The organism is Streptomyces sp. NPDC002825, from assembly GCF_040295385.1.
Lineage (GTDB): Bacteria > Actinomycetota > Actinomycetes > Streptomycetales > Streptomycetaceae > Streptomyces.
This window is the reverse complement of the sequence record NZ_JBEOVH010000020.1, coordinates 102,377-125,864: the sequence shown is the minus strand read 5'-3', so window position 1 is coordinate 125,864 and position 23,488 is coordinate 102,377. Positions and strand designations below refer to the sequence as shown.

Genomic DNA, 23,488 nt, shown 5'->3' with positions numbered 1-23,488 from the left:
CCCCGTGATCGAAGCACGCCTGCCCGCTTCCTCCGAGCAGTACGAGGTGTGGCTCGCCACGCAACGCGAGCCGGAGTCCGGCCGGTTCAACATCCCGATGGACGTCGAGTTCACGCCGGGTGTCGACGTCGCCGCCCTGCGCGCCGCCGTGACCGATGTGGTGGACCGTCACCCCGCGCTGCGCAGCACCTTCGAGACCGAGGGCGGCGAGCTGGTGCGGGTGGTGCACCGGAACGCGCCGGTCCCGTTCGTGGACCGTCGCAGCGAGCGTCCGTACTCCTCGGAGGAGGCGCTGCTCTGGGCGGAGCGGATCGCGATGCAGCCCTTCGACCTCACCTCGGCCCCGCTCGTCCGGGCCGACCTGATGCACCATCCGGACGGCGCCCTGCTCGTCCTGAACGTCCATCACATCGTGTCGGACGGCTGGTCGCAGCAGCTGCTCGTACGAGACCTCGTCGCCGCCTACACCGCGCGCGCCGAGGGCCGCGCACCCGAGTTCGCGGAGGCCGGCCACCTCGACTCCGGCTCCGGCGCCGAGAGCGACACCGCGGAACTCGACGCGTACTGGTCCCGGCTGCTCGCCGACGACGTGCCGTCGCTCGCGCCGATCGTCGACCTGAACCGGGAGAGCAACCGACCCGGCGCGCCGGGCTGGGTGATCCGGGATCTTCCCGAGGAGACCCTGGCCGGGATCAGGGACCTCGCCCGCGTCGAGGCCGCCTCACCCGCCGTCGTCGTGCTGAGTGCCTGGCTCACCCTGCTCCACGCCTGGAGCGACTCCGAGGACGGCACGTCCGGGATGCTCTTCGCCTCCCGCCACGGCGACGCGGCCGACGCCGAAGTCGACCTCAAGGCCCGCATCCTGCCCGTACGCAGCCACGTCTCCGCGGGCCGGCCGTTCCGCGAGCTCGTCGCCGTGCTGCGGGACCAGACGCTCGACTCCCTCGAACACTCCGCCATCACGTCGGAACACGTCCGCCGCATCCGGACCGCACAGGGCGGCGGGTCGCTCATCGATCACTGCCTCTTCATGCACTTCCCGGCCACCGAGGGGGAGTGGCGCGTCGGGGAGACGACGCTCCGGCTGGTCGAGCACGACGGCCCCTACGCCAAGAACGACTTCGCCCTGTGCGCCCTGGAAGGCCGGCAGGGCATGCGACTCCGGGTCGACTACGACAGCTCCATGTACCGCCGGGAGACCGCCGAGGTCTTCCTCGACCAGATCAGCGAACTCCTGCGCCTGGTCGTGGCCGACTCCGCGCGCAGCTGCGGTGAACTCGTGACGGCCTGCGACTCGTTCGCGCCGTACGACGCCGGATACGCGCCCGTGGAGCTCGTCCCGGTCCACCGCACCGTGCTGCGGCGGGCCGCCGAACGACCCGACGCGATCGCCGTCCGGCACCACGACGACAGCCTGACGTACGCCGAGCTCGTCGGCCGGGCCGGCTCCATCGCTCACTGGCTCCGCAGCCAAGGCGTCGACAACGGAGACACCGTCGCCCTCCTGCTGCCGCAGGGCGTCACGTCCGTCGTGTTCTGGCTCGCCTCGCTCATGGCCGGTGGCGCCTACCTGCCGCTCGACCCCGTCTACCCCGACGCCCAGCTCCAGCTCGTCCTCGACACCGCCGAGCCGAAGCTCGTCGTGGTCGCACCCGAGTTCGCCCGCAGGGTCGAGGTCACCACCTGTCCCGTCTTCACGACCGAACAGGCGCTGTACGGCGCGTTCCGCTTCCCGATGGAGGCGCCGGACGTGGACGTGAGCATCGACATGCCGTACACCGTGCTCTACACCTCCGGTTCCACCGGCACGCCCAAGGGCGTACGGCTGCCCCACTCCGGCGTGGCCCGGATGTTCCAGCGGCCGGATTTCATCTCCATCCACGAGACGGACGTCTTCTCGCAGCTGGGCGCGCTCAACTTCGACATCGCCTCCTACGAGGTGTGGGGAGCGCTGACGCACGGCGCCGAGCTCGTCGTCATCGACAAGGACATCGTGCTGAGCCCCCGGCAGCTGCGCGAGGCGTTCAGGCAGCACCGCATCACGCGGTTCACCGCGTGCAACGCGCTCCTGAACCTGCTCAGCGAGGAGGTTCCCGACACCTTCCAGCAGCTGCGCGGAGTCATCGTCGGCGGCGAGATCATCTCGGTCCCGCACATCCGCAAGCTGCTCCGCTGGGCCGAGCCGGGCACGATCCTGCACGTCTACGGGCCGACGGAGAACTCCTTCATCTCCACCTGGCTGCCCATCACCGAGGTCGCCGACAACGCCCGGACCATCCCCATCGGCTTCCCCGTCCCCGACACCGAGGTGTACGTGGTCGCCGACCTGGACACGATGCGGCTCGCCCCGCGCGGCGTGCCCGGCGAGGTGTTCGTCGGCGGCATGGGCGTGGGCCACGGCTATCTCAACAACCCGGAGGAGACCGGCAAGCGGTTCCTGCCGGACCCGTTCTCCGGACGGGAGGGGGCCAGGATCTACCGCACCGGGGACCGGGCCCGCTGGACGCCGGAAGGCCTCCTGGAGTTCGTCGGCCGCAACGACAACCAGGTCAAGATCCGCGGGCAGCGGATCGAACTGGGCGAGGTCGAGTCGGCCCTTGCCGCGCACCCCGCGGTGAAGACGGCGTTCGTGAGGATCGTCCTGAACGACAGGGGCGAGAAGGACATCGTCGCCTACGCGGTCATGGACCGGCCTGGCGCGGTTCCCGAGGTGCTCAACCACCTCCGCGGCGTGATCCCGGCCTTCGCCGTGCCGCGCCATCTCATCGAACTCGAGCGCATGCCGATCTCCCCGAACGGCAAGGTCGACTGGCGGAAGCTCCCCGCTCCCGGCGCGACCACCGCTTCGGCCCCGGCCCCGGCCCCGGCCCCTGCCCCGGCTCCTGCCCAGGTTCCGGTCCAGGTTCCGGTCCAGGTTCCGGTCCAGGTTCCGGTCTCGGTCGAGGCCGCGGCGCCGGCTGTGCCGGTGTCGGGTGGGGTGTTGCCGTCGTCGTCCTTGGCGGGGGTGGCGCAGCCGGTCGTGGGTGCTTCGGTGGTGGACGGGGTGCGTGCGGCGTGGGTGTCGGTGCTGGGTCATGAGGACTTCGGCGTGGATGACAACTTCTTCGACGTCGGTGGGCATTCGCTGCGGTTGGCGCATCTGGAGAGTGCGTTGAAGGCGCGGGTGGGTGCGTCTCCGAGTGTGGGTGAGTTGCTGCGGCACACGACGGTTCGTGCGCAGGCGGAGGCGTTGGGCGGTGTCGCGGCCGTGCAGTCGGCCCCGGCCCCTGCCCCGGCTCCTGCCCCGGCTCCTGCCCAGGTTCCGGTCCAGGTTCCGGTCTCGGTCGAGGCCGCGGCGCCGGCTGTGCCGGTGTCGGGTGGGGTGTTGCCGTCGTCGTCCTTGGCGGGGGTGGCGCAGCCGGTCGTGGGTGCTTCGGTGGTGGACGGGGTGCGTGCGGCGTGGGTGTCGGTGCTGGGTCATGAGGACTTCGGCGTGGATGACAACTTCTTCGACGTCGGTGGGCATTCGCTGCGGTTGGCGCATCTGGAGAGTGCGTTGAAGGCGCGGGTGGGTGCGTCTCCGAGTGTGGGTGAGTTGCTGCGGCACACGACGGTTCGTGCGCAGGCGGAGGCGTTGGGCGGTGTCGCGGCCGTGCAGTCGGCCCCGGCCCCTGCCCCGGCTCCTGCCCAGGTACAGCCTCCGGTCTCGGTCGAGGCTCCGGCGGCCGCCGCGGTGTCCGTTCAGGCCGCTGCCGCGCCCGCCGCCCCGACGCGCACGGATCGTCACGTCGTCGCCGTCTCCGCCCGCTCGGAGAGCGCGCTCCAGGTCGCCCGGCAGCGCCTGGCCCGGTTCGCAGAGAAGAGCCCCGGGCTGCTCCTCGCCGACCTCGCCACCACCCTCGACCGGGGCCGTGAGCGCCTGGAGTACCGCTGGGCCGTCGTCGCCGACGACCTCGCCGCCGCTGCGACCGCCCTGCGCGGTCCCTCCGGGGGCGCCACGGCCGCCGAACCCGCCGCCGTGTCCGGCCGCTTCGACACGCGAGCCCCCCGGCGTACCGTGTTCGTCTTCGACGACCACCGGCACCTCGCCGCTCCCGTGCTCGCCGCTCACGCGACCGCCGAGTACGTCGCCGTCTGGGCAGCCGCGGCCGACCGGATCCTCGGCGCCGACCTTCCCGTACCGCTGGTGCGCTACCTCGGTTCGACGGACCGGCAGGACGCGCCGGAGCTCGACGCGGTCGCAGCCTTCGTCGTCCAGTACGCGCTCGCCGAGCGGTTCGCCGAGTGCGGCGTGCTGCCGGACGTCCTCACCGGTCGCGGACTCGGCGTCCTGGTGGCGCTCGCCGCCGGCGGTCGGGTGACCTTCCCCGACGCCCTGCGCCTGGCCCGGCTGATCGGCACGGGGGACGCCCCCCGTCTGGCCGAGGCCCTCGCGACGACCGCCTTCGGCGCTCCGCGCGTTCCCCTGGCGGGAGCCGCGGCCGAGGACGGCGCCCGCCTCGCCGACGCCCTCCTGGGCGGTACGGCGCCCGCCGGTCTGCCGGACGGCGTCCTCGGCGGCGAGCCGGGCCTGGTCGTCGAGTTCGGTACGGCGTCCGGCACCGCCGCCTCCGAGGCCGCCGACGGTGCCGTCGTCACCGTCCCGGTCCTCGAACCGGAGCCGTACACCGACCCGGCACTGCTGCGTGCGCTGGCGCGGCTGTGGTGCTTCGCCAAGGACGTGTCGGTGACCACGGGCGGCGAAGGCCGCCGCGTGCACCTGCCCGGGCACCCCCTCGAGCGCGACGGCGCCTACCAGCAAGCGTGATGGGAAACATCGAAATGTCTTTGATCGCCGTGATCAACCTGGGCGGCTCCGCCGACCTGGGGGACCTGCTCGACAGTGCCGACGGCCTGTGCGACCTCGTCCTGGTGAACGTGGCCGACACCCCCTGGAGCGCGCACGACCGCGCCGCTCTCGAAGGGATCGTCGACTTCGTGGAGGGCACGGGCCGCCCGGTCGGCGACCTCTGCGAGGACCTGGCCGCCCGAGGGGTCACCGGCGTGGTGACGTTCTCGGACGAGATGATCCCGACCGCCGCCGAGGTGGCGCGTCGGCTCGGCCTCCCGTACCACGACCCGGACACCGCGCTGGCGGTGACGCACAAGGACGAGCAGCGACGCCGGCTCACCGAGGCCGGACTGCGGCAGCCCCGGCACGCCTCCTTCACGGACGAGGCCGGGATGGCCCGTGCCGTGGCACACGTCGGCTTCCCCGCCGTCCTCAAGCCCGTCTGCGGCAACGGCAGCACGAACGTCTTCCCGGTCGAGGACGAGGACGGCCTGCGCGCCGCCCTCGCCCAGGCCGCCGAGGGCACCCCGGAGCGCGCCACCGTGTACGAGGGACGGCACGGCTTCGCCTCCGCCGACCCCTGGCAGCTGGAGGAGCGCATCGTCGGCGTCCCCCACCCGGCGGGCGACTCCCTCGCCGACTACGTATCCGTCGAGACGCTCACCCTCGGTCCGGGTGACCACTGGCACTTCTGGGTCACCGACCGTCTGCCGATGCACCCGCCGCTCCGCGAAGGAGGGGCCACCGGGCCGTCGCAGCTGCCCGACGCGCTGCGCGACGAGGTCTGCGCGACCGTCGCCGCCGGCCTCGACGCGGTCGGCGTCACCACCGGCATCAGCCACACCGAGGTCAAGCTCACCGCCGACGGCCCCTGCATCATCGAGATCAACGGGCGGATCGGCGGGATGATCTCCCAGCTCGTCAGGGCGGCCGGCGGACAGGACGCGATGCGCGCCGCGCTCCAGGCGGCGATGGGCCGGCCCGAGCGCGGCGAAGACACCTCGGACCGGTATTCCTGCGCGATGTTCGTCCAGGCACCGACCGACGCCGTCCGGGTGCGCCGGCTCGTCGATCCCGCCCGGCTGCACGAGGTGCCCGGCGTGTGGCGGGTCGACTCCCACGTGTCGCCCGGCACGGAGATCGACCTGCGCACCGGGGTCCTGGGCAGGCTCCAGACCGTCTGGTTGGGGGCCGCCACGCCCGAGGAGCTGCGCGGCGCCTGCGACCGGGTCCGTGAGGTCCTCAAGGACGGCAACGAGTACGACACCAGGACGGACGTGGCGGCCGGCGCCGGCACCCCTGCGGAGGCCCGCGCATGACCACCTCGACCACACCGGTCCCGCTCCTGTGCCTGCCGCCCGCCGGCGGTGGCCCCAGCTTCTTCGCCTCGTGGGCCGGCGCGGACCCGGCGCTCGACGTCGTGGCCCTGCCGCTGCCCGGCAAGGAGGCCCTCTTCATCGACGAGCCCGCCGAGACGGTGGCGGATCTCGTCGAAGCCGTTCTGCCCTCCGTCCACGAGGCGGTCGAGGGCAAGGACCGTGTCGCCCTCTTCGGGCACTGCTTCGGCGCCGTCGTCGCGTACGCGCTGGCGGAGCGGCTCGCCACGACGCGTCCCGGTCTCGGTCTCGTCCTGTTCGCCAGCGGGTCCGCGGCGCCCGGCGTCCTCCTCTGGGAGCAGGCCACCGGACTGCCCGACGACGCCTTCGTGGAAGCGGTCGAGCGCAACGCCGGGCTGCGCAATCCCGCTCTCGGCGACCCCGATCTGCGCGAGCTGCTGCTTCCCGTGCTGCGTGCCGACGTCGCCGCCCAGGAGTCGTACGCCCCTGTCGACAAGCCTTCGGGGACCTATCGGATCGTCACGGTCAGGGGCGAGCAGGACGAGCTCGTCGGCGCCGCGGACAGCGCCCGCTGGGCGGAGTTCGCCGGAGAGCCACCCCGTGCCTTCGAACTGCCCGGCGGTCACATGTATCTCCTCGAACAGCGCGATCCGCTGCTCGAGATCGTGCGGCACGAGCTCGACAGCTCCGCCTGAAGGAAAGGAACCACCCATGCCGCTGAGCAGCAGCACTCCCGGTGCGCCCGCCGGCACGGTGCCGGGTCCGGCCGCCGGCACCGGCGCGGAGACGGACCCGTTCGCCCTGCTGCGCGGTGCCGCGCGCGTCGGAGAGGCGGCCCCCGCGGCCGACCTTCCCTGGAGCCCGGCCGACGACGGCACCACGCCCACCGCCGTCCTGGCCGCCCTCGCCGTCGTGGTCGGGGCGTTCACCGGGCACCGGACCGTGCTCTACGAGGTCGACGGTACGACGCGGATCGTCGAGGGCCCCAAGGACGACCTGACCGTCGCCGCCTACCTCGACACCGTCGCCGCCGCGCCCGCGGTCCCGGCCACGGCGGGCACGCCCGCGGTGCGGCTCAGCACGGCCGCCCCCGGCGACCAGCCGGAGGACGCGGGGACCGCGGCCACCCTGAGCGTACGGATCGATCCCGACCGGGCGAGGCTGCGCCTCACGGCGCCGACGGGAGACCTCCCCGAGTGGCTGCTGCACCGGATCGGCGCATCGGTTCTCTGGGTGTACGGCCGACTGGCCGACCCGGAGTGCCGCCACGAGCCGGCCGCCGACGTCCGCCCGCAGAGCCCCCACGACGACGCCGCCACGGCCGAGCTCGGCCGCACGCCCGGGCCCGAAGGCTCCCGGCCCGGCACCATCCCCGGCGGCTTCCGACGGCAGGCGCTCAGCACACCCGGCGCGCCCGCCCTGTCCGGCGGGGGACGCGTTCTCACGTACGGCGAACTCGACACCTGGACCGACGCGCTGAGCCGTGAGCTGACGCGGCACGGCGTGCGCCCGGGCGCCCGGGTCGCGGTCGTGATGGAGCGGTCCGCCGACACCGTCGCCGTCCTCCTCGCGGTGCTGAAGGCCGGTGCCGTGTACGTCCCGCTGGAGCCCGATCTCCCGGCCGACCGGCTCACCTTCATCGTCGAGGACAGCGGCGTCTCCCTCGCCGTGGTCGACGACGAGGAGGCCGTGGACCTGCCCGGCCTTCCGTGCGTCGGTCTCGGGGTCCTGGCAGCGGCGGCCCGGCGGTCGCAGGACGGCGCCACCGGCACCGGCGCCGAGGGGGAGGAGGCCGGCCCCGGGCCGGGCCCGGACGACCCCGCCTACATCATCTACACCTCGGGGTCGACCGGGCGCCCCAAGGGGGTCGTGGTCCCTCACCGCAACGTGGCCGCGCTCGTCGAGGGCACCGCCGAGGGTTTCGGCTTCGGCGGCGACGACGTCTGGTCGTGGTTCCACTCGGCGGCCTTCGACTTCTCCGTATGGGAGATGTGGGGATGCCTCCTGACCGGAGGCCGGCTGGTCGTCGTCCCGAACGAAGCGCGCCGGTCGCCCGAGGAGTTCCGTGCCCTGCTCGCCGAGACGGGAGTGACGGTCCTCAACCAGACCCCGTCGAGCTTCTTCCAGCTGGTCGACCTGCAGCACACCGAGCGGCGCGAACTCGCCGTCCGGCTGGTCGTCTTCGGCGGCGAGGCCCTCGACACCGCCGGGCTCGTCCGGTGGCTCGACCTGCACCCCGAGAGCGAATGCCGACTGGTCAACATGTTCGGCATCACCGAGACGACCGTGCACGTGACCGCCCAGGACATCACCAGGGACCTCGCCCTCGCGGCGACGCGGTCCGTGGGCCGGGCGATCCCCGGCTGGTCCGTCCGGGTCGTCGACGAGCGGGGACGTGTTCTCCCCGTGGGCGCGGTCGGAGAGATCGCCGTCGGCGGCGACGGCCTCGCCGTCGGCTACCTCGACCGCGAGGAGCTCACGGCCGCCCGCTTCGTCACCGAACCGGGGACCGGAGAGAGGCTCTACCTCAGCGGTGACCGGGGCCGGATGCTGCCGGACGGGGCCCTCGAACACCTCGGCCGGCTGGACCAGCAGGTCAAGATCCGAGGCCACCGCATCGAACTGGGCGAGATCCGGTCGGTGCTGCTCGCCGACCCCGAGGTCATCGCGGCCGCGGTCGTCGTGGGGCACGCCCTCCCGGGCGACCCCGCGGGCGACCGCCTGGACGCCTATCTCGTCCCGGTCGCGGGGGCGTCGGTTCCGGCGATCCGTGAGCGCGCCGCCGCGAAGCTGCCCGCCTACATGATCCCGGCCACCTTCACCTCGCTTCCCGCCCTGCCGGTGACGGTCAACGGCAAGCTCGACACCGCTGCCCTCCCCAGCCCCGGCTCCGGACAGGAGGACCCGGCAGCCCTGACCGACGGTCCCGCCGGCGACCTCTCCGCCGAGCGGCGGATCCAGGACGCATGGATGGCCGTCACCGGCAGCCAGGTGGGCCCGGACCAGAACTTCTTCGACGCGGGAGGCAACTCCCTCCTCGCCGCGCGTTTCGTGCGCGGGCTCCGCGAGACCGGGCTCGGACCTCTCACCGTGAAGCAGTTCTACCTGCACCCGACGCCTCGCCGGCTCGCCGCGCTCTGCGAGGAGCCCGCCGACCAGGGCACGGACACCCGTACGAAAGGAAACCCCGCATGACGATCACCCCGCCCGATGCGGACCGCACCGAGCTGCGCGAGGTGGTGCGCCAGGCCTGGGAAAAGGGCCTGGGCCGCGCCGACTTCAGCGATGACGACTACTTCTTCTCCATCGGAGCGAACTCGCTCGACGCGCTCCGGGTCGCCTCTGCGCTGAAGGCCGCCACGGGGCGGAAGGTGCCCGTCCGCATGCTCTACGCCCACCAGACGGTGAACCAGCTCGCGGACGCCCTGGCGGCCGCGGACTGACCGCGGGGCGCCGAACGGCCGATGGCCGCACAGGAGGACTCCTCCTGTGCGGCCATCGGCCGTTGCGGGTGCGTCGTGGATCAGTGCGGCGCGGTGACCGCGCCCCCCGGCACCAGGTCCACCAGCCGTTCCACGCAGACGGTCCAGTGGTCGCGGACGAAGAAGTGCCCGCCGTCGAAGGCCCGCAGCGTGCACGTACCGGAGGTGTACGGCCGCCAGTCCGCCGCCACCGTCTCCGGCACCGCCCGGTCCGCCGTGCCGTACCAGGAGAAGATGTCGACCGGCACCGCGGCCTCCGCGGGCGCGGGCGGGACGTATCCCGCGAGCAGCCGCAGGTCGGCCCGCAGAGCCGGGATGATCATGGCCGCGGCCGGCGAGGTCCGGAGGGACTCCGCCAGGAGGCCCGCGGCGTCGAGCGCGTCCAGCATCTCCTTCTCGCCCAGCTCCGCGGCCTCGCTGATGAGGGGCGACGAGATCTCGTGCGGTGGCCGGCAGGCCGCGACCACCAGGGAGCGGGGCAGGGGCAGGCCGTTCGCGGCGGCCCGGCGCGTCAGCTCGTAGGCGACCAGTCCGCCGAAGCTGTGTCCGAACAGCACGTACGGCCGCTCGGACGGCAGTTCGTCGAGCAGTCGGCCGACCGTGTCGTGCAGCGTGGCCTCAGGGGTCTGGCGCATCTTGCGCCCACGCCCGGGAAGATCCACCGGAAGGATCCGGCAGGCCTCACCGGCGGCGCCCTGCCAGCGGACGAACTCCCTGGCAGAGGCTCCGGAAGGCGCGAGGCAGAGCACGTCGACGGTGCCGGGCTCCGTGTCGTGGTCGGGCATGGGGGCTCCCTCGGACGGTCGTGGGTGCCGCGGGCGCACTACTTGCGCAGTGCGTCCTCGTCGGCCTGGTGGAAGGTGAGACGTCCCGGACGCTCGTGCGGGGACAGCAGGGAGAACAGCCGACGGCGCAGCCCGGCCTCGTCGATGTCCTCGGACGTGCCTCGCACATGGAGGCCGAGCGCCAGGAGGTCCTCGTCGGCGTGGTACGCGGCCGTGGCCGCCACGACCTCGGGCAGCGAGGTCGCGACCGAGCGCAGCGAGGCCAGGGACACCTTCTCCCCGCGCACCTCGACGAAGTCGGAGAGACGACCGGTGAGGTACAGGTATCCGTCCTCGTCGACGCGGCCGAGGTCGCCCGTGGCGAGAACGGACCCGTCCAGGAGTTCGTGCGCCGCGCGGGCGTGGGGTGTCCCGACGCGCCGGACGAAGACCGTGTCCGAGTGGACGAGGACCTCCTGCTCGCCGGGGCCGCGCCCGACATCGCGCAGGGAGATCCGCACGCCGTCCATCGGCAGGCCCACCGAGCCGTGACGGTGCGGCGGTTCGCGGTGCGCTGCCAGAGTGGAGACTCGGGGTCCGGCCTGGGTGAGCCCGTAGGTGAGGTACACGCCGAGCCCCGGGTGGCGGCTGAGCAGCTCACCGGTGCGCTCGGGGGCGAGGCCCTGGCCGCCGACGGTCAGGGTGCGCAGCCCGTCGGGCAGGGCGCATCCGGACTCGAGCAGCGCCGACACCAGGGTCGGCGTCAGGGAGGAGTGGGTGATGCCCTCCCGTCCGATGACGTCGACGTATTCGGCGGCGTTGAACGGGGGCCCGGAGACGACGGGGGTGGCCCCCGTGACGTAACAGCCGAGCAGCTGTGCCACGAGGGCGAACGAGTAGTACATGGGCAGGGTGATCAGGACCCGGTCCTCGGCCGTCAGCCCCACGGAGTCGGCGTGCCGGCGCGCGTTGCGCAGGAGCGCCGGGATCTCGTGGAGGCAGCCGGTGGCCATGCCCGACGTGCCCGAGGTCAGCAGGATCGCCTGCCCGGGCCGGTGCAGCTGGAGCGGGTGGCCGGTGCGCAGCACGACGTTCACCCCCTCGATCCGCAGCGCGGCGGGCTGCCCGGGACCGGCCTTGGCCCGTGAGCCGACGACCGCCGCCGCGCCGAGGCGGGCCGCGGTCTCGCCGACCCTCGGCGCGGGTGTCGAGGGTGCCATGAGGACGGGGACGTATCCCGTGAGCTGACAGGCGAAGAAGAAGCGCAGGAGCGGCAGGCCGTTCGAGAGGGCCACCAGCACCACGCTGCCCGGCCGCAACGGCAGCTCGGCGAGCTCCGCGCACAGGGCTTCCAGCGGGCGTGGCGGCTCCGTCGACTCCTGGTGGCGGACGGAGCGCAGCCGGTCGAGGAGTTCCTCGGCCCCTTCCAGGTCGACGACGTCAGGAGACGTCAAGGCGAAGCCACCTCCCCCGCGGGCGAGGGCGCGGAGACCCAGCGGCACGTGGCGCGATGGGCGCCCGAGGCCTCGACCGTGTACGAGACGATCGCCACCCAAGTGGTGGACGGCACCTCGCCGGTGAGCCAGGACTCGGCGATCGTGTGGGCCAGTGCCCAGCCCGGCTCCTCGGGCATGGTCAGCAGCAGGGTCGGGCCGACGTGGCCGAACTCGATGGAGCTGAGCCCGACGAGGGTGCCGGGGCTCGCCGCGACGAACCGCCGGGGCGAGCTGTGGCCCTCGACGGCGTCGGCGGCCACGGCGCGCAGGCTCTGGCCGGTGGCGAACTCGCTGACACCGATGATCCCTGCGGTCTCGCCCGGCGCCGCCGGCAGGGCCTGGGCGGCCTCCGCCAGCGCGGACCGGACCAGCCAGGCGGCCGGATCGGCGAACTTGAGAGGTCCGCGCCGCTCGACCTCGGCGAGGTCGCCGCGGACCACGCTCACGGGGGCGGTTCCGGTGAGGCGGGACTCCTGCGGAATGAGCGTTGGGGATGTCACGGGAGTGCTCTGTCTCCTCGTTGCAGCAGAAGGCTCGTGTTGAAGCCGCCCACGCCGAGGGTGAGGTTCAGCCCGAACTCACCCGAGACGGCCATCGGTTCGTCGACCGGCAGGGGCAGGGGGAAGTCCGCCAGGGCGGCACGCAGCTGTGCGACGGGCGGTGCCAGCCGGTCCCGCAGCGCCAGCAGCGTGACGATCGTCTCGATCGCTCCGGTCGCGCCGAGCACATGGCCCAGCGATCCCTTCGTGGCGACCACGACGGGGGCGGCCGCGTCGTGGCCGAAGACCCGGCGCAGGAGTTCGGCCTCGGCGGCGTCGCTGGAGACGGTGCCCGTGCCGTGCATGCTGACGACGGCCACCTCGGCGGGCGAGCGGCCACCCATGGCGAGGCTGCGCAGCGCCGCCTGTGCTCCGGTGACGCCGGACGCGTCCGGGCCGTTGAGGGAGGTGGCGGCGTTGGACATGCCCCAGCCGCGGAGGAATCCGTGGACGTGGGCGCCCCGCGCCCGGGCGGAGTCCAGCCGTTCCAGTACGAGGAAGGCCGCGCCCTCACCGGGCAGTGTCCCGTCCCGCTCGGCGTCGAAGGGCCGCAGCATCGTGGGGGACATGACGCCCATCCCCGAGTGGCCGAGGCGCTTCGCGGGGGAGAGGAGGTCCACCCCGCCCGCCACGCAGCGATCGGCGAGACCGGCGCGGAGGAGGACCGCGGCCGTGGACAGGGCGTCCGAACTCGCCGAGCAGGCGGTCGAGACGGCGACGGGCGGGCGGGCGGAGCCCAGCAGGCGCCCGGCGTCCTCGGCCCAGCGGTAGAGGGAACCGGCCGTGGTCGCGTCCGCGTGCGGTCCGAGGCTGGTGCCGAACACGCCCTGGACGTCGGCGGTCTCGGTGAGGCCGGCGTGGTCCAGGGCCCTGCGTGCGGTGGCCACGGCCACGGTGACGTGCTGCTCGTGGAGTGTGCCCGGGGGCACCCCGTCCGCGAGGGGCGCGGCCAGTGCGTTGCGTACCGCACCGGAGGAGGGGAGCTCCCGGAAGCCGTCGGCTCCCTTCAACAGGAGCCGCCAGACGTCCTCGAGGCCGGAGCCGAGCGCGGTGTCCCACGCCATGCCGGTCACGGCGATCGCGTCACCGGGCGGTGCCGGATCCGCGGTCATGCTGTCGGGGCGCACCTCAACCATGCAGTTCGAGGATGAGGTCGCGCACCGAGCCGACGGAGTGGAAGCGGACGGAGTTGAAGTCCTCGTCGGGGATCTTCACGTCGAACTGCCGCTCGCACTGGACGCGGAGTTCGGTGAACCCCAGCGAGTCCAGGCCGAGTTCGCCGGCAAGGCCGTCGGTGGCCTGGATGGAGTCCTCGTCCAGGTCCAGATAGGCGTCCGCCACCAGGATCCGCTTGATCCTCGACTCGATGTCCTCAGGCGTGAGGGAAGGCATGGGTCTCCTTATGAGAGAGGAGGAGGAGTGAGGACGCAGGCCGAGGCGCGGGCGAAATTCGGGTGAAATAGTCCGATTCCTTGTCCCGAATGCCATGAATTCGCGCCGGCCTGGACGTACCGATCCCCCGTTCGGTCCTCGGACCCTACACCAAGCCCTCTTGCTCCATCCAGTGATAACGATCATGGTCATCGTCATTTCGATGAAAACGGGCGAAGTGATCCATAGCGCTCCGGTCGTACCTTGACACGCTGCGCGTGAGCTGGCACGTTCTTGCACCGCGCCGGTTTCTGGCAACCCATTCGGTTACCTGGCGAACGAAAGCCCGGAACGTCAAATTACGACCGATCGGGCGGCAGCTTATGTTGACCACATGGCAGCGGAGAATCGTGTGACTGAACGGGGCAGTGCAATTCGATTGACTGTCGTCGGTGCAGGGGTAATGGGAGTAAGCATCGCGGCGCTCGGCGTGTCGCGTGGACTCCGTGTGACTCTGGTCGACAAGGACCCGGCCAAGGTCGAAACCGCGGCCGGCCGGGTCGCGCAGGAGATCCGTCTGGCCAAGCTGATGGGCGCCGTCGCGCGCGACGCGGCACTGGGCGAGTTGACCGTGACGTCCTCGCTCGGGGACGGTGTCCCCGCCGACGCGGTGGTCGAGGCGGTCGTCGAGATCCCGGAGGAGAAGAACCGCGTCCTCAAGGAGATCTCCGGGGCCGTCGGGCCGTCCGTCCCTCTCATCAGCAACACCTCGTCGATCCCGGTCGACGAGCTCGCGGCCGACGTGCCGCACCCGGAAGCGGTCCTGGGCATCCACTTCATGAATCCGGCCTACCTGATCCCCACCGTGGAGATGATCCCCGGTTCCCGCACCTCCGAGGAGGCCAGGGCAGGGGCGACGTCCCTGCTGGCGGCCCTCGGGCGGAAGGGTGTCGTGGTGGGCGACGGGCCGGGATTCGTCACGAGCCGGGTCTCGCACCGCATGATCAACGACGCCATCAAGGTGGTGGAGGAGGGGCGCGCCTCCGCCGAGGACGTGGATCTGCTCATGCAGAACTGCCTGGGGCACACCACCGGACCGCTGCGCACGGCCGACCTCATCGGTCTCGACAACCTGGCCGACTCGCTCGCCGTCCTCTTCGAGCGGACCGGTGACGAGAGCTTCCGGCCGGCCGAACTGCTGCTGCGCAAGGTCGCGGACGGCGACCACGGCCGCAAGTCGGGCCGGGGCTTCTACACCTACTAGGGGATCCGGGCGGAGAGCCCGGACCAGTGCGCAACGGGGGCTCTTACATGGCTGGGCAACTACAGGTGGACGCCGAACTCGCCGACTACGTCAGGCGAATGTCGTTGGTCGACGACGAGGTCCTGGCGGACCTGCGCAAGGAGACCGCGGGATTTCCCGCGCTGCACGCGATGCTGGTGATGCCGGAGGAGGCCCAGTTCCTGGGGCTCCTCGCCAGGACCATCGGTGCGCGGTCCATCCTGGAGATCGGGACGTTCACCGGATACACGACCCTCTGCCTCGCCAGGACGCTCCCGCCCGGCGGACGGGTCGTGACCTGCGACATCAGTGAGAAGTGGACGCGGATCGCGGCCCGCTACTGGCGCAGGGCCGAGGTCGACGACCGGATCGACCTGCGGGTCGGAGACGCCCTCGGCACCGTCGACGGCCTTCTGGAGAAGGACGGACCGGAGAGCTTCGACTTCGTCTTCATCGACGCCGACAAGGAGCAGTCCGTCGCGTACTACGAGCGGGCGGTCATGCTGGTGAGGCCCGGCGGTCTCATCGTCCTGGACAACACGCTCTTCTTCGGAAAGGTCGTCGACCCGGCCGCCCAGGACGCCGCGACCCTTGGTATTCGCGCACTCAACGAGCGCGTGCGCGACGACGATCGTGTGGATATCTCCATGCTTTCGCTCGCCGATGGCGTAACGATCGTCCGTAAGCGCGAGAGCTGAGCTCCTCCCGTTGAATTCCGTCACGCGGAGTCCCGTCACGCGGACTCGTTCCGCGTGAATTCACCTTTCTTTTCACTCCGAACAGAGAAGAGTGCATCGATGTCCAACACCGTCGATTCCGGAGAAATCGCCGAGCAGTCCGTTCGTGCGGCCCTGACCGATTTCCTTGAGGTCCGCACGCGGAACGTGTGGGAGCCCACCACCGACCTTTTCGAGACGGGCGCCGTCTCCTCCCTCTTCGCGATGGAACTCGTCGTCCACGTCGAGCAGACCTTCGGCGTCACCGTCGAGGGCGAGGACCTCAACATGGAGAACTTCCGCACCGTCGAGGCCATGGTCGCCATGGTCACCCGGCTCAAGGCCGCCGCGAACAATGGTTGACACGCTCGCCTCCCTCCTGACGGAGTCGGTGGGGGAGAGCGCCGGAGACTGGGACATCGCGGGCGAGATACCCCGGGACCTGCTCCGTGCCCTGGGTGCCAAGGGAGTGCTGTGCGCCGAGGTCGCCGCCGAGTTCGGCGGAGCCGGCCTGTCCGGACGTGTCAACGGAGAGCTCACCGCTCACGCGGGCGCCCTCTGCAGTTCCCTGCGGAGCGTCATGACCTCCCAGGGCATGGCCGCGTGGACCATCCAGCGCTTCGGCAGCCCCGACCAGCGGGCCGCCTACCTCCCCCGTCTCACCGGCGGCGAACTGGCTGCCGTCTGCTTCAGCGAGACGGAGGCCGGCAGCGACCTGTCGGCCATCGGCACCCGCATCACCGACGAGGGCGACGAGATCGTCGTGACGGGGCACAAGGTCTGGGCGACCGCCGCCGCCTACGCCGACCTGCTCGTCGTCATCGGGACGTACGGAGCCGGCGCGGCCGTCGCCGTGATCCCCGCCTCCGCCCCCGGAGTGACGGTGAAGAAGATCCCGGACACCCTGGGGTGCCGGGCCGCCGGCCACTCGGACATCACCTTCGAGGCCGTACGGTTGCCCCGAGAGGCCCTGCTCGTCGGCTCGCGGCTGCCGATGACCATGCTCGTCACCATCGCGCTGACCTACGGCCGGCTCTCGGTCGCCTGGGGCAGCGTCGGCATGCTGCGCGGCTGCCTGCGCGCCACCACGGAACACGTGGCAGGCCGACGCCAGTTCGGCAAGCCGCTCGCCGAGCACCAGCTCGTCGCCCGCCACATCGCCGATCTCCACGTCGCCGAGCGGACGGCCACCTTCGCCTGCGAACGCGCCAGCACCAGTTGGGACGCGCAGTCGCCCGACATGGTCTCGGACGCCGTCCTCGCCAAGTACGTGGCCTCCGGCAACGCGGCGCAGGGCGCCGCCCGTGCCGTCCAGGTCATGGCCTCGGCGGCGGCCCAGGACGGCCACGTCGTGGCCCGCGCCTACCGCGATGCCAAGCTCATGGAACTCATCGAGGGCACCTCGGAGATCTGCCAGCTCATCCTCGCCCGACAAGCCCTTGAGGGGAACGCGTGACCATCGGTATCGGTGCCATCAGGTGCCTGCTCCCGGGCGACCGGGTGGAGGTGACCGACCTGCCCGACATGCGGCGACTCGGTGACCAGGAGAAGGAGTTCGTGGCCCGCAGCGGTGTGCGGACGGTCGGGGTCTTCGACGGCAAGGCACCCGCCGACCTGGCCGCCCAGGCCTGCCGGGAGCTCCTCGCCGACGCCCCCACGGCCCCCGACCAGATGATCCTCATCGGCCCCCGGGCCCCGGAGGTGCTGATCGGTTCGGACGCCTGCCACGTGCAGTACGAGAGCGGCCTGCCCCACACCTTCCCGTTCACCCTCGACGGCCTGGGCTGTGCCGGCTCCTCCGCCGCCTGGTCCCTCGCCCGGGACCTGCTCGTCGCGGACCCGAGCCGCGAGAGCATCCTGATCACGTACGCGAGCCGCCCGACGGGCGTCGACCGCATCCGCTTCCCCGTCACCGTCATCGGTGACGGAGCGTTCGCCATGACCCTGGTCAGGGGCGGCAGGCCGGTGCTCAGGGCACACCGGATGGAGGCCGACGGCCGGTTCCACGGACTGTTCCGGGTGGACTACAAGAACACGCCGGTGAGCGAGTGGCGCGAGGAGTGCCGCAACAACGACCAGTACGCCTTCGACCTCGCGATGCAGAGCCGCTCCCGCCTCGGCCGGCTCGTCGACCAGGTCCTGGCGGACGCGGGCGTGTCGAAGGCCGACGTCACCACGACCCTCATGCAGAACGTGACCGCCAGCGCGTACACGTTCTACGAGCGGTCGCTCGGACTGCCCATCCACCCGGTGTGCCGCGAGCACCTGGCCGACCTCGGTCATCTGGGCGCCATGGACGTGGTCCTCAACCTCGACCGGGTCCTGGCCTCGGGCGAGTTGCGGCGCGGTGACCTCGTGCTCGTGCTCAGCAACAGCCCCGTGGCGGCCTGGACCGTCACCCTGTGGGAAATCTAGGACTCGCACCGAAGGCAGGAAGTCGTGACTCAGGAGAACGGTCTCATCAAGTGTCTGATCTGGGACCTGGACAACACGTTGTGGCAGGGGACGCTGCTGGAGGACGGTGAGGTCCGGCTCTCCGACGAGCTCCGGAAGGTCGTCGTGGAGCTGGACCGCCGGGGCGTCCTGCAGTCGGTCGCCAGCCGGAACGACCACGACCACGCCTGGGAACGTCTCGAGGAGCTCGGCATCGCCGAGTACCTGATCCTTCCCAGGATCGGCTGGGGCCGGAAGTCCGACTCGGTCAAGGAGATCATCGACGAACTGGGGTTCGCCGAGAGCGCGGTCGCCTTCATCGACGACCAGCCCTACGAGCGGGCGGAAGTCGCGCACGTCCTGCCGCAGGTCCGCTGCTACCCGGCCGAGGAGGCCTCCTCGCTGACGGAACTGCCTGAGTTCACTCCGGCCATGGTCACGGCTGATGCGAGTCAGCGGCGCGCCATGTACCAGGCGAGGATCCGGCGCGAGGCCGACCGGGCGGCGTACCAGGGCCCGGACGAGGACTTCCTCCGGAGCCTTGGTCTGGAGATGGAGATCCTGCGCGCCGGGGACGAGGAACTGGCCCGGGTCGAGGAGCTCACGCTCCGGACGAGCCAGATGAACGCCACCGGCATCCACTACTCGCAGGAGGCACTCCGCGCGTTCATCGCCGACCCGGACCACGAGGTCCTCGTCGTCACCCTGGAGGACCGGTTCGGTCCCCACGGTGCCGTGGGGGTGATCCTGCTCGAACGACTCGCCGGTGCGTGGCGGATCAAGCTACTCGCCACGTCATGCCGCGTCGTCGCCTTCGGTGTCGGGGCGATCCTTCTGCGATGGCTCGGCGAAGGCGCCCGGAAGGCCGGAGTCCACCTCATCGCCGACTTCCGCAGCACCGAGCGGAACAGGATGATGGAGATCGCCTACCGCTTCGCGGGTCTCACCCTGGAAGACTGCGCCTGCCTCGCGGCCGCCGGGTCCGTCGACGGAGAGGACGGCGTGCGGCAGCTCCACCTGGTGCCCGCCCCGCAGCCGGCCGTCACCACCATGCGGGTCGTCGCCGTCGACCCCGCTGACGCCTCGGTGCCGGCCGCAGAGTGGACCTCTGCCCTGTCGGAGGTGTGAGGCCGACCTGCCGGCGCGTTCGGGAGGGCCGGCCGGACCGCGAGCCCACGCCCTTTCGGGGGTCGTGGGCTCGTGGTGGTGTCCCGGCACATCCCTCGGGGTGATCCGCCGCGGAGCCCATCGCCCGAACGCGGAGCCGGGTCGGTGGTCCACATCCACGGCGGTCTTCAGTCAGGGCCGCTCCAGTCGAAGGGGAAGTACTTGCTCGACTTCCCGGTGTGTTCCCAGGAGAAGCCGAACGCGTCGGCGCGGTCGACGGTGGCCCGCCCCCACGTGGCGACCTGGCCCGTTCCCACCTCGGAGCCCGGGGCGTTGAGGAGCTGGACGCGTGCGCCGTCCGGGGTGGTCGGGCCGGTGAGGGCCTCGGCGGCCGCCGTGACCCGGCCCGGGATCTCGGCGCGCCAGGCGGCGAGGTCCTCGTCGACCTCCACCCGGATGGGGACGACGTCCATGCCCCGCATCTCGGGATGGAACATCGAACCGAACTCCGCCGGCCATCCCCCCGCCTCGCCGCCGAAGATGCTCCCGAGCGCCGCCCGCTGCTGATCGTCGGCACGCTCGTCCAGGAAGATCGCGGCGTACGGCTCCTTGTGCGTTCCGGCCCATGCGTTGCCCTCGAACGACACGAGCATCAGGACATTGATGTCGTCGAGCCGTACGTCCCCGAAGTTGCCTTCCCGGATGTGCCACGCCATGACGCCTTCGCAGTCGCCGTAGGTCGGGGGTTGCGCGAAGGTGCAAGGGCACGGAATCGCGCACTTGCAGGCGTCGAACCAGTCGCCGGCCAGATGCCAGCTCGTGCCGGGGGTGGCCTGCTCTGTCATGTCGCTTCCTCCAGCCGAGCTCCGAGGAGCTCACTCGGAGTGGCGAGACCGCGGCCCGAGCCCGTTCCCGGGATCGGAGGACGGTCTCCCTTCCAGCTTGCGCCTCATGTCCCGGGTCGGAAACCGGTCGGCGGCTCCTCGGTGATGCGTGCCTCCGTGGGGGGCGGCCGCCGTCGTGTCCGGACGGGCTTCGCGGCGCACCGTGCATGAGGGTGGGGCGTCGCCCTCCACGGGCTCCACCCCACCCCCTGCGCTCCCGGTCCGCTACGCGGCCGCGGACGGCTCGTCGACGGCCTCCGCCACGAAACGCTCGGCCGCCGCGGCATCGACGCCCAGCGAGGCCAGGACCCCGGCGCCGTTCTCCTCCTCCAGCAGCCCCAGCAGAACGTGGCCGCTGCTGACGCTGTCCTGTTCGAGCCGCAGGGCGATCCGCGCCGCCAGCTCCAGCGCCTTCTTCGCGCGGGAGTCGTACGGGGTCAGTACCGGATCGGCGTCGCTGCGCGCCGGCAGGGCGGCCACCGCCGCGTCCCGGGCGCGGTCGAGGTCGATGCCCTGCGCGCGCAGGGCGCCGACCGCGGTGCCCTCGGTGCCGAGCAGGCCCAGGAGGAGGTGCGCGGGGACGATCTCGGCGTTGGCGGCCGCCTTGGCCTCGTTCATGCTGCCGATGATCGCGCTGCGGGCCGGCCGGGAGAACTTCTCGAAGGCGTTCGACGGCTTGGCGTCGGGCTTGCCGACGAACCGCTTCTGGGCCGCCTGTCGGGTGACGCCCATGCTGCGCCCGATGTCGGTCCAGGACGCGCCGGAACGACGGGCCTGGTCGACGAAGTGACCGATGAGGTGGTCGGCGACCTCGCCGATGTGGTCGGCCAGCAGGATGGCGCCGCTGAGCTGATCGAGGGCGGTGGTGTGGTTCTCGGTGATGGCCGTGATCAGGTCATCGAGCCTGACCGGCGGAGTGATCTGCGTCATGGTGTCAACCTAAGGTTGTCAGTCGGGTGCCGTCAACCCGTGGTTGTCACCTCTTTGGGGTGGGTCGGGTCCTCTCCGATGCGACCTGGACGTCCCGGCCGGTGAGACCGCGGTGGCGGGGCCGGCCCGGGCGGACGAGGCCCGCTGGTGAACCCCACGAGTCCCGCTCCCGGCCGCTGAGCGGGACGTGTCCTGCGCCGCCCCATGTTCCGGACAGCGTGTCGGGAAAGGCCTGTTGGCGGTCTGACAGGATGGAGCTGCTCCGGTTGTTTCGCGGGGGTACGGGGTTCGTGGGTGTACGGGGTGTGAAGAGGTCGGGTGGGCGAGGGAACGGGGTACGTGTCCGCGCCCGCACACGGCCCGGCGGGGCCCGGGGAGTCCGGGGCCGCCCGTGACGTCCGGCTCGGTGCGGTCGTCGAGCGTGCCCGGCGGGGGGACGAAGAGGCCTTCGCCGAGGCCTACCGGATCGTCCACCCCGGACTCCTCGGCTATCTGCGGGGGATCGTCGGCGAGGACGCCGAGGACGTCGCCTCCGACGCGTGGCTGGAGATCGCCCGGGACCTCGGCCGGTTCCGCGGGGACGGCGCGGGCTTCCGCGGCTGGACCGCGACCATCGCCCGCCACCGCGCCCTCGACCACCTCCGCCGCGTACGGTCGCGGCCCCGTCCCGCCCGCTTCGAGCAGGACCTCGTCGGGCTCCCGCCCGCCGGGGACACGGCCGACGAGGCGCTGGAGGCACTGTCGACCGAGCGGGCGCTCGCCCTCGTCGCGGGCCTCCCGCAGGACCAGGCCGAGGCCGTGCTGCTCCGGGTCGTCGTCGGTCTCGACGGGATCTCGGCCGCCCGAGTGCTGGGCAAGCGTCCCGGTGCGGTACGGTCCGCCGCACATAGGGGATTGAAGCGACTTGCGAGACAACTCCAGGGGAGGGGGGCGTGACGGATGCCTGACGAGCTGCGGGACAGTGTGCCGGGGGAGGCGCTGCGGGCCGCGCTGAGCGCCGAGCCGGGGACCGTGAGCGGTGACGCCACTCCGGGGGAGGCGGCCGCCCTCGCCGCCTTCCGGGTCGCCCGTGACGAGGGGCTCCACACCTCGCTGCCCACCCGCGACCGCGACGACTGGACCCCGCGCCCCGCGCGCCGACGCCCTCCGCGCTCCCTGAAGGCCGTCCTCGCCTCGCTGGTCGCGAGCGTGACGCTGGGCGGTGTCGCCGTCGCGACCGGCGGCCTCCCGGAGGGCTTCCCCGGTGCGCCCGCCCCGCGCCCCGAGCCGCGGCCGGCCCGCTCCGCGCCCGGCCCGGGAGCCCCCGCACCCTCGAGAGCCGGGACCCCGGACGCGAGGACGAGCGCCTTCCGCTCCGCCGCGCCCGGTACGACCGCGCCCCTGCGGCCCGAGAAGGACCCCGTGGACCTTCCCGGGAAGAGCCGTGACGCCCTCTGCCGTGCTGTCGAGAGGACGGAGGGCGGGGCGGAGGGGAAGGCGGCGGAGTCCGCCGCCCGGCAGCGGCTCGCGGCCGCTGCCGGTGGTGAGGAGCTCGTCCCCGCGTACTGCCGGCAGGACCCGCGCCCCACTCCCGACCCCACGCTCGGCCACCGTCCGACCAAGGAAAGCGACCGGGAGGACCCCGCCGCCGACCCCGGCCGTGTCCCCGACCGCTCGCGCGCACAAGCCGACAGGCCCTGACCGTCCCGAACGGTGTGCGGGGCGGTCCGTCCCGTACCGACGACGATCCGTCCCGTACCGGCTAGAGGTCGAACTCGTGGGGCGGCAGGTCGAGGGTGAAGCACGCCTCGCGGACCACGGCCTGCTCGGTCTTGTCGAAGTCGCCGTCGGCGCCGCCGATGACGATGCCGATCTGGACGACGGCGCGGGCCTCGGCCGGCTTCTTCTTCGCCTTGGCGATCTCCTGGAGCACGCTCACCTTGCCGAAGTCGAAGTCGGCGGTGAGCTTGTCCAGGTTGGCGTCGAAGCGGCGCTGGAGGTCGGTCGCGTCGAAGTTCTGCAGCACCTCGTTGGTGGCGATGAGCTGGGCGACGCGGCGCCGCTCGGCCGGGTCGATCGTGCCGTCGGCGGCGGCGACCAGCGCGCACATGGCCATGCTCGCGTCCCGGAAGGCGCCGCTCTTCAGGTCGTTCTTCTTCGCCACCAGCTGGGTCTGCATCGTCGATGCGGATTCCCTGATGCGGTCCCACAGGGCCATGTGCACTCCAGACGTCGTCGACCGTCGTTCGGACGGTTACTTCTACGTGCTTGTAGAACGTGGCGGCGAGCCCCGGGGTTCCCGGGGTGCGGGAGAAGGGTGCGCCGCTCTCAAGCTGATCGGCCGTCAGAACTGAGCCC

At 72.1% G+C, this 23,488-nt stretch carries 21 protein-coding genes; 13 read left to right on the top strand and 8 right to left on the bottom strand.

The features are described from left to right. Positions 1 to 4: 4 nt before the first annotated feature. The 5 genes from ABT041_RS24460 to ABT041_RS24440 are packed head-to-tail and all read left to right on the top strand — an operon-like array spanning position 5 to position 9,590. On the top strand, positions 5 to 4,786 hold the full coding sequence (locus ABT041_RS24460) for a non-ribosomal peptide synthetase (protein ID WP_351187786.1): 4,782 nt from the start codon (positions 5 to 7) through the stop codon (positions 4,784 to 4,786). A 14-nt stretch (positions 4,787 to 4,800) separates the two neighbouring features. Further along, positions 4,801 to 6,129, top strand: coding sequence for an ATP-grasp domain-containing protein (locus tag ABT041_RS24455; protein ID WP_351187784.1), 1,329 nt, complete (start codon positions 4,801 to 4,803; stop codon positions 6,127 to 6,129). Further along, positions 6,126 to 6,842, top strand: a complete 717-nt coding sequence (locus tag ABT041_RS24450) for a thioesterase II family protein (protein ID WP_351187782.1) — start codon at positions 6,126 to 6,128, stop codon at positions 6,840 to 6,842. Before ABT041_RS24455 ends, ABT041_RS24450 begins: the two co-directional genes overlap by 4 nt. 16 nt (positions 6,843 to 6,858) lie before the next feature. Beyond that, the gene (locus ABT041_RS24445) at positions 6,859 to 9,342 is read left to right on the top strand and encodes an amino acid adenylation domain-containing protein (RefSeq protein WP_351187780.1); all 2,484 of its coding nucleotides are present in this window, start codon (positions 6,859 to 6,861) and stop codon (positions 9,340 to 9,342) included. Continuing rightward, positions 9,339 to 9,590: an acyl carrier protein gene (locus ABT041_RS24440; RefSeq protein WP_351187778.1), complete on the top strand. Its 252-nt coding sequence runs from the start codon at positions 9,339 to 9,341 to the stop codon at positions 9,588 to 9,590. The genes ABT041_RS24445 and ABT041_RS24440 overlap by 4 nt, the downstream gene beginning before the upstream one ends. Before the next feature lie 80 nt (positions 9,591 to 9,670). On the opposite strand, the gene ABT041_RS24435 is transcribed toward ABT041_RS24440, so the two are convergent. From ABT041_RS24435 to amcB, 5 genes are read right to left on the bottom strand one after another with little or no spacing between them, the layout of a single operon-like run. Then, positions 9,671 to 10,414 carry a thioesterase II family protein gene (locus tag ABT041_RS24435; protein ID WP_351187777.1) on the bottom strand — a complete coding sequence of 248 codons (744 nt, stop codon included), beginning with the start codon at positions 10,412 to 10,414 and terminating at the stop codon, positions 9,671 to 9,673. A 38-nt stretch (positions 10,415 to 10,452) separates the two neighbouring features. Beyond that, entirely contained in the window at positions 10,453 to 11,847 is a 1,395-nt protein-coding gene (gene amcH / locus ABT041_RS24430) for an adenylate-forming 2-oxoglutaryl-ACP ligase AmcH (protein WP_351187775.1), read from the bottom strand. Next, a complete protein-coding gene (gene amcG / locus ABT041_RS24425; protein WP_351187773.1) occupies positions 11,844 to 12,389 on the bottom strand; it encodes a cispentacin moiety biosynthesis protein AmcG in 546 nt (181 codons plus the stop codon). The genes amcH and amcG overlap by 4 nt, the downstream gene beginning before the upstream one ends. After that, positions 12,386 to 13,564, bottom strand: coding sequence for a cispentacin biosynthesis acyltransferase subunit AmcF (gene amcF / locus ABT041_RS24420; RefSeq protein ID WP_351187771.1), 1,179 nt, complete (start codon positions 13,562 to 13,564; stop codon positions 12,386 to 12,388). Before amcF ends, amcG begins: the two co-directional genes overlap by 4 nt. Further along, entirely contained in the window at positions 13,557 to 13,820 is a 264-nt protein-coding gene (gene amcB, locus ABT041_RS24415) for a cispentacin biosynthesis acyl carrier protein AmcB (RefSeq protein ID WP_351187769.1), read from the bottom strand. Before amcB ends, amcF begins: the two co-directional genes overlap by 8 nt. Before the next feature lie 373 nt (positions 13,821 to 14,193). Between amcB and ABT041_RS24410 the strand changes: the two genes are divergently transcribed. The 6 genes from ABT041_RS24410 (at position 14,194) to ABT041_RS24385 (ending at position 19,358) form a co-directional block, all read left to right on the top strand. Then, the gene (locus tag ABT041_RS24410; RefSeq protein ID WP_351187767.1) at positions 14,194 to 15,063 is read left to right on the top strand and encodes a 3-hydroxyacyl-CoA dehydrogenase family protein; all 870 of its coding nucleotides are present in this window, start codon (positions 14,194 to 14,196) and stop codon (positions 15,061 to 15,063) included. A 47-nt stretch (positions 15,064 to 15,110) separates the two neighbouring features. Beyond that, the gene (locus ABT041_RS24405) at positions 15,111 to 15,779 is read left to right on the top strand and encodes an O-methyltransferase (protein WP_351187765.1); all 669 of its coding nucleotides are present in this window, start codon (positions 15,111 to 15,113) and stop codon (positions 15,777 to 15,779) included. 99 nt (positions 15,780 to 15,878) lie between these two features. Next, complete coding sequence (locus tag ABT041_RS24400) at positions 15,879 to 16,160, top strand: acyl carrier protein (RefSeq protein ID WP_351187763.1); 282 nt, start codon at positions 15,879 to 15,881, stop codon at positions 16,158 to 16,160. Then, positions 16,153 to 17,253 carry an acyl-CoA dehydrogenase family protein gene (locus tag ABT041_RS24395; RefSeq protein WP_351187761.1) on the top strand — a complete coding sequence of 367 codons (1,101 nt, stop codon included), beginning with the start codon at positions 16,153 to 16,155 and terminating at the stop codon, positions 17,251 to 17,253. The genes ABT041_RS24400 and ABT041_RS24395 overlap by 8 nt, the downstream gene beginning before the upstream one ends. Continuing rightward, positions 17,250 to 18,212, top strand: coding sequence for a 3-oxoacyl-[acyl-carrier-protein] synthase III C-terminal domain-containing protein (locus ABT041_RS24390; RefSeq protein WP_351187759.1), 963 nt, complete (start codon positions 17,250 to 17,252; stop codon positions 18,210 to 18,212). The genes ABT041_RS24395 and ABT041_RS24390 overlap by 4 nt, the downstream gene beginning before the upstream one ends. A gap of 24 nt (positions 18,213 to 18,236) precedes the next feature. Continuing rightward, positions 18,237 to 19,358 (top strand): HAD-IIIC family phosphatase, encoded by a 1,122-nt coding sequence (locus ABT041_RS24385; protein ID WP_351187757.1) that lies wholly within the window; start codon positions 18,237 to 18,239, stop codon positions 19,356 to 19,358. A 167-nt stretch (positions 19,359 to 19,525) separates the two neighbouring features. Here the strand turns inward: ABT041_RS24385 and ABT041_RS24380 are convergent, their stop codons facing one another. Both ABT041_RS24380 and ABT041_RS24375 read right to left on the bottom strand, forming a co-directional pair. Continuing rightward, a complete protein-coding gene (locus tag ABT041_RS24380) occupies positions 19,526 to 20,182 on the bottom strand; it encodes a DUF1326 domain-containing protein (RefSeq protein ID WP_351187755.1) in 657 nt (218 codons plus the stop codon). A gap of 264 nt (positions 20,183 to 20,446) precedes the next feature. After that, positions 20,447 to 21,151: a Clp protease N-terminal domain-containing protein gene (locus tag ABT041_RS24375; protein ID WP_351187753.1), complete on the bottom strand. Its 705-nt coding sequence runs from the start codon at positions 21,149 to 21,151 to the stop codon at positions 20,447 to 20,449. A 339-nt stretch (positions 21,152 to 21,490) separates the two neighbouring features. On the opposite strand from ABT041_RS24375, the gene ABT041_RS24370 reads away from it, so the two are divergent. Further along, a complete protein-coding gene (locus ABT041_RS24370) occupies positions 21,491 to 22,087 on the top strand; it encodes an RNA polymerase sigma factor (RefSeq protein ID WP_351187751.1) in 597 nt (198 codons plus the stop codon). Between the two features lie 3 nt (positions 22,088 to 22,090). After that, complete coding sequence (locus tag ABT041_RS24365; RefSeq protein ID WP_351187749.1) at positions 22,091 to 22,831, top strand: hypothetical protein; 741 nt, start codon at positions 22,091 to 22,093, stop codon at positions 22,829 to 22,831. A gap of 61 nt (positions 22,832 to 22,892) precedes the next feature. Here the strand turns inward: ABT041_RS24365 and ABT041_RS24360 are convergent, their stop codons facing one another. Further along, positions 22,893 to 23,348 (bottom strand): tellurite resistance TerB family protein, encoded by a 456-nt coding sequence (locus tag ABT041_RS24360; RefSeq protein WP_351187747.1) that lies wholly within the window; start codon positions 23,346 to 23,348, stop codon positions 22,893 to 22,895. Positions 23,349 to 23,488: the final 140 nt, after the last annotated feature.

Bases quoted from the DNA above. Each gene is read 5' to 3' on its own strand.
- ABT041_RS24455 (WP_351187784.1), top strand. From the start codon at position 4,801: ATGTCTTTGATCGCCGTGATCAACCTGGGCGGCTCCGCCGACCTGGGG.
- ABT041_RS24450 (WP_351187782.1), top strand. From the start codon at position 6,126: ATGACCACCTCGACCACACCGGTCCCGCTCCTGTGCCTGCCGCCCGCC.
- ABT041_RS24445 (WP_351187780.1), top strand. From the start codon at position 6,859: ATGCCGCTGAGCAGCAGCACTCCCGGTGCGCCCGCCGGCACGGTGCCG.
- ABT041_RS24440 (WP_351187778.1), top strand. From the start codon at position 9,339: ATGACGATCACCCCGCCCGATGCGGACCGCACCGAGCTGCGCGAGGTG.
- ABT041_RS24435 (WP_351187777.1), bottom strand. From the start codon at position 10,414: ATGCCCGACCACGACACGGAGCCCGGCACCGTCGACGTGCTCTGCCTC.
- amcF (WP_351187771.1), bottom strand. From the start codon at position 13,564: ATGGTTGAGGTGCGCCCCGACAGCATGACCGCGGATCCGGCACCGCCC.
- amcB (WP_351187769.1), bottom strand. From the start codon at position 13,820: ATGCCTTCCCTCACGCCTGAGGACATCGAGTCGAGGATCAAGCGGATC.
- ABT041_RS24410 (WP_351187767.1), top strand. From the start codon at position 14,194: ATGGCAGCGGAGAATCGTGTGACTGAACGGGGCAGTGCAATTCGATTG.
- ABT041_RS24405 (WP_351187765.1), top strand. From the start codon at position 15,111: ATGGCTGGGCAACTACAGGTGGACGCCGAACTCGCCGACTACGTCAGG.
- ABT041_RS24400 (WP_351187763.1), top strand. From the start codon at position 15,879: ATGTCCAACACCGTCGATTCCGGAGAAATCGCCGAGCAGTCCGTTCGT.
- ABT041_RS24395 (WP_351187761.1), top strand. From the start codon at position 16,153: ATGGTTGACACGCTCGCCTCCCTCCTGACGGAGTCGGTGGGGGAGAGC.
- ABT041_RS24380 (WP_351187755.1), bottom strand. From the start codon at position 20,182: ATGACAGAGCAGGCCACCCCCGGCACGAGCTGGCATCTGGCCGGCGAC.
- ABT041_RS24375 (WP_351187753.1), bottom strand. From the start codon at position 21,151: ATGACGCAGATCACTCCGCCGGTCAGGCTCGATGACCTGATCACGGCC.
- ABT041_RS24365 (WP_351187749.1), top strand. From the start codon at position 22,091: ATGCCTGACGAGCTGCGGGACAGTGTGCCGGGGGAGGCGCTGCGGGCC.
- ABT041_RS24360 (WP_351187747.1), bottom strand. From the start codon at position 23,348: ATGGCCCTGTGGGACCGCATCAGGGAATCCGCATCGACGATGCAGACC.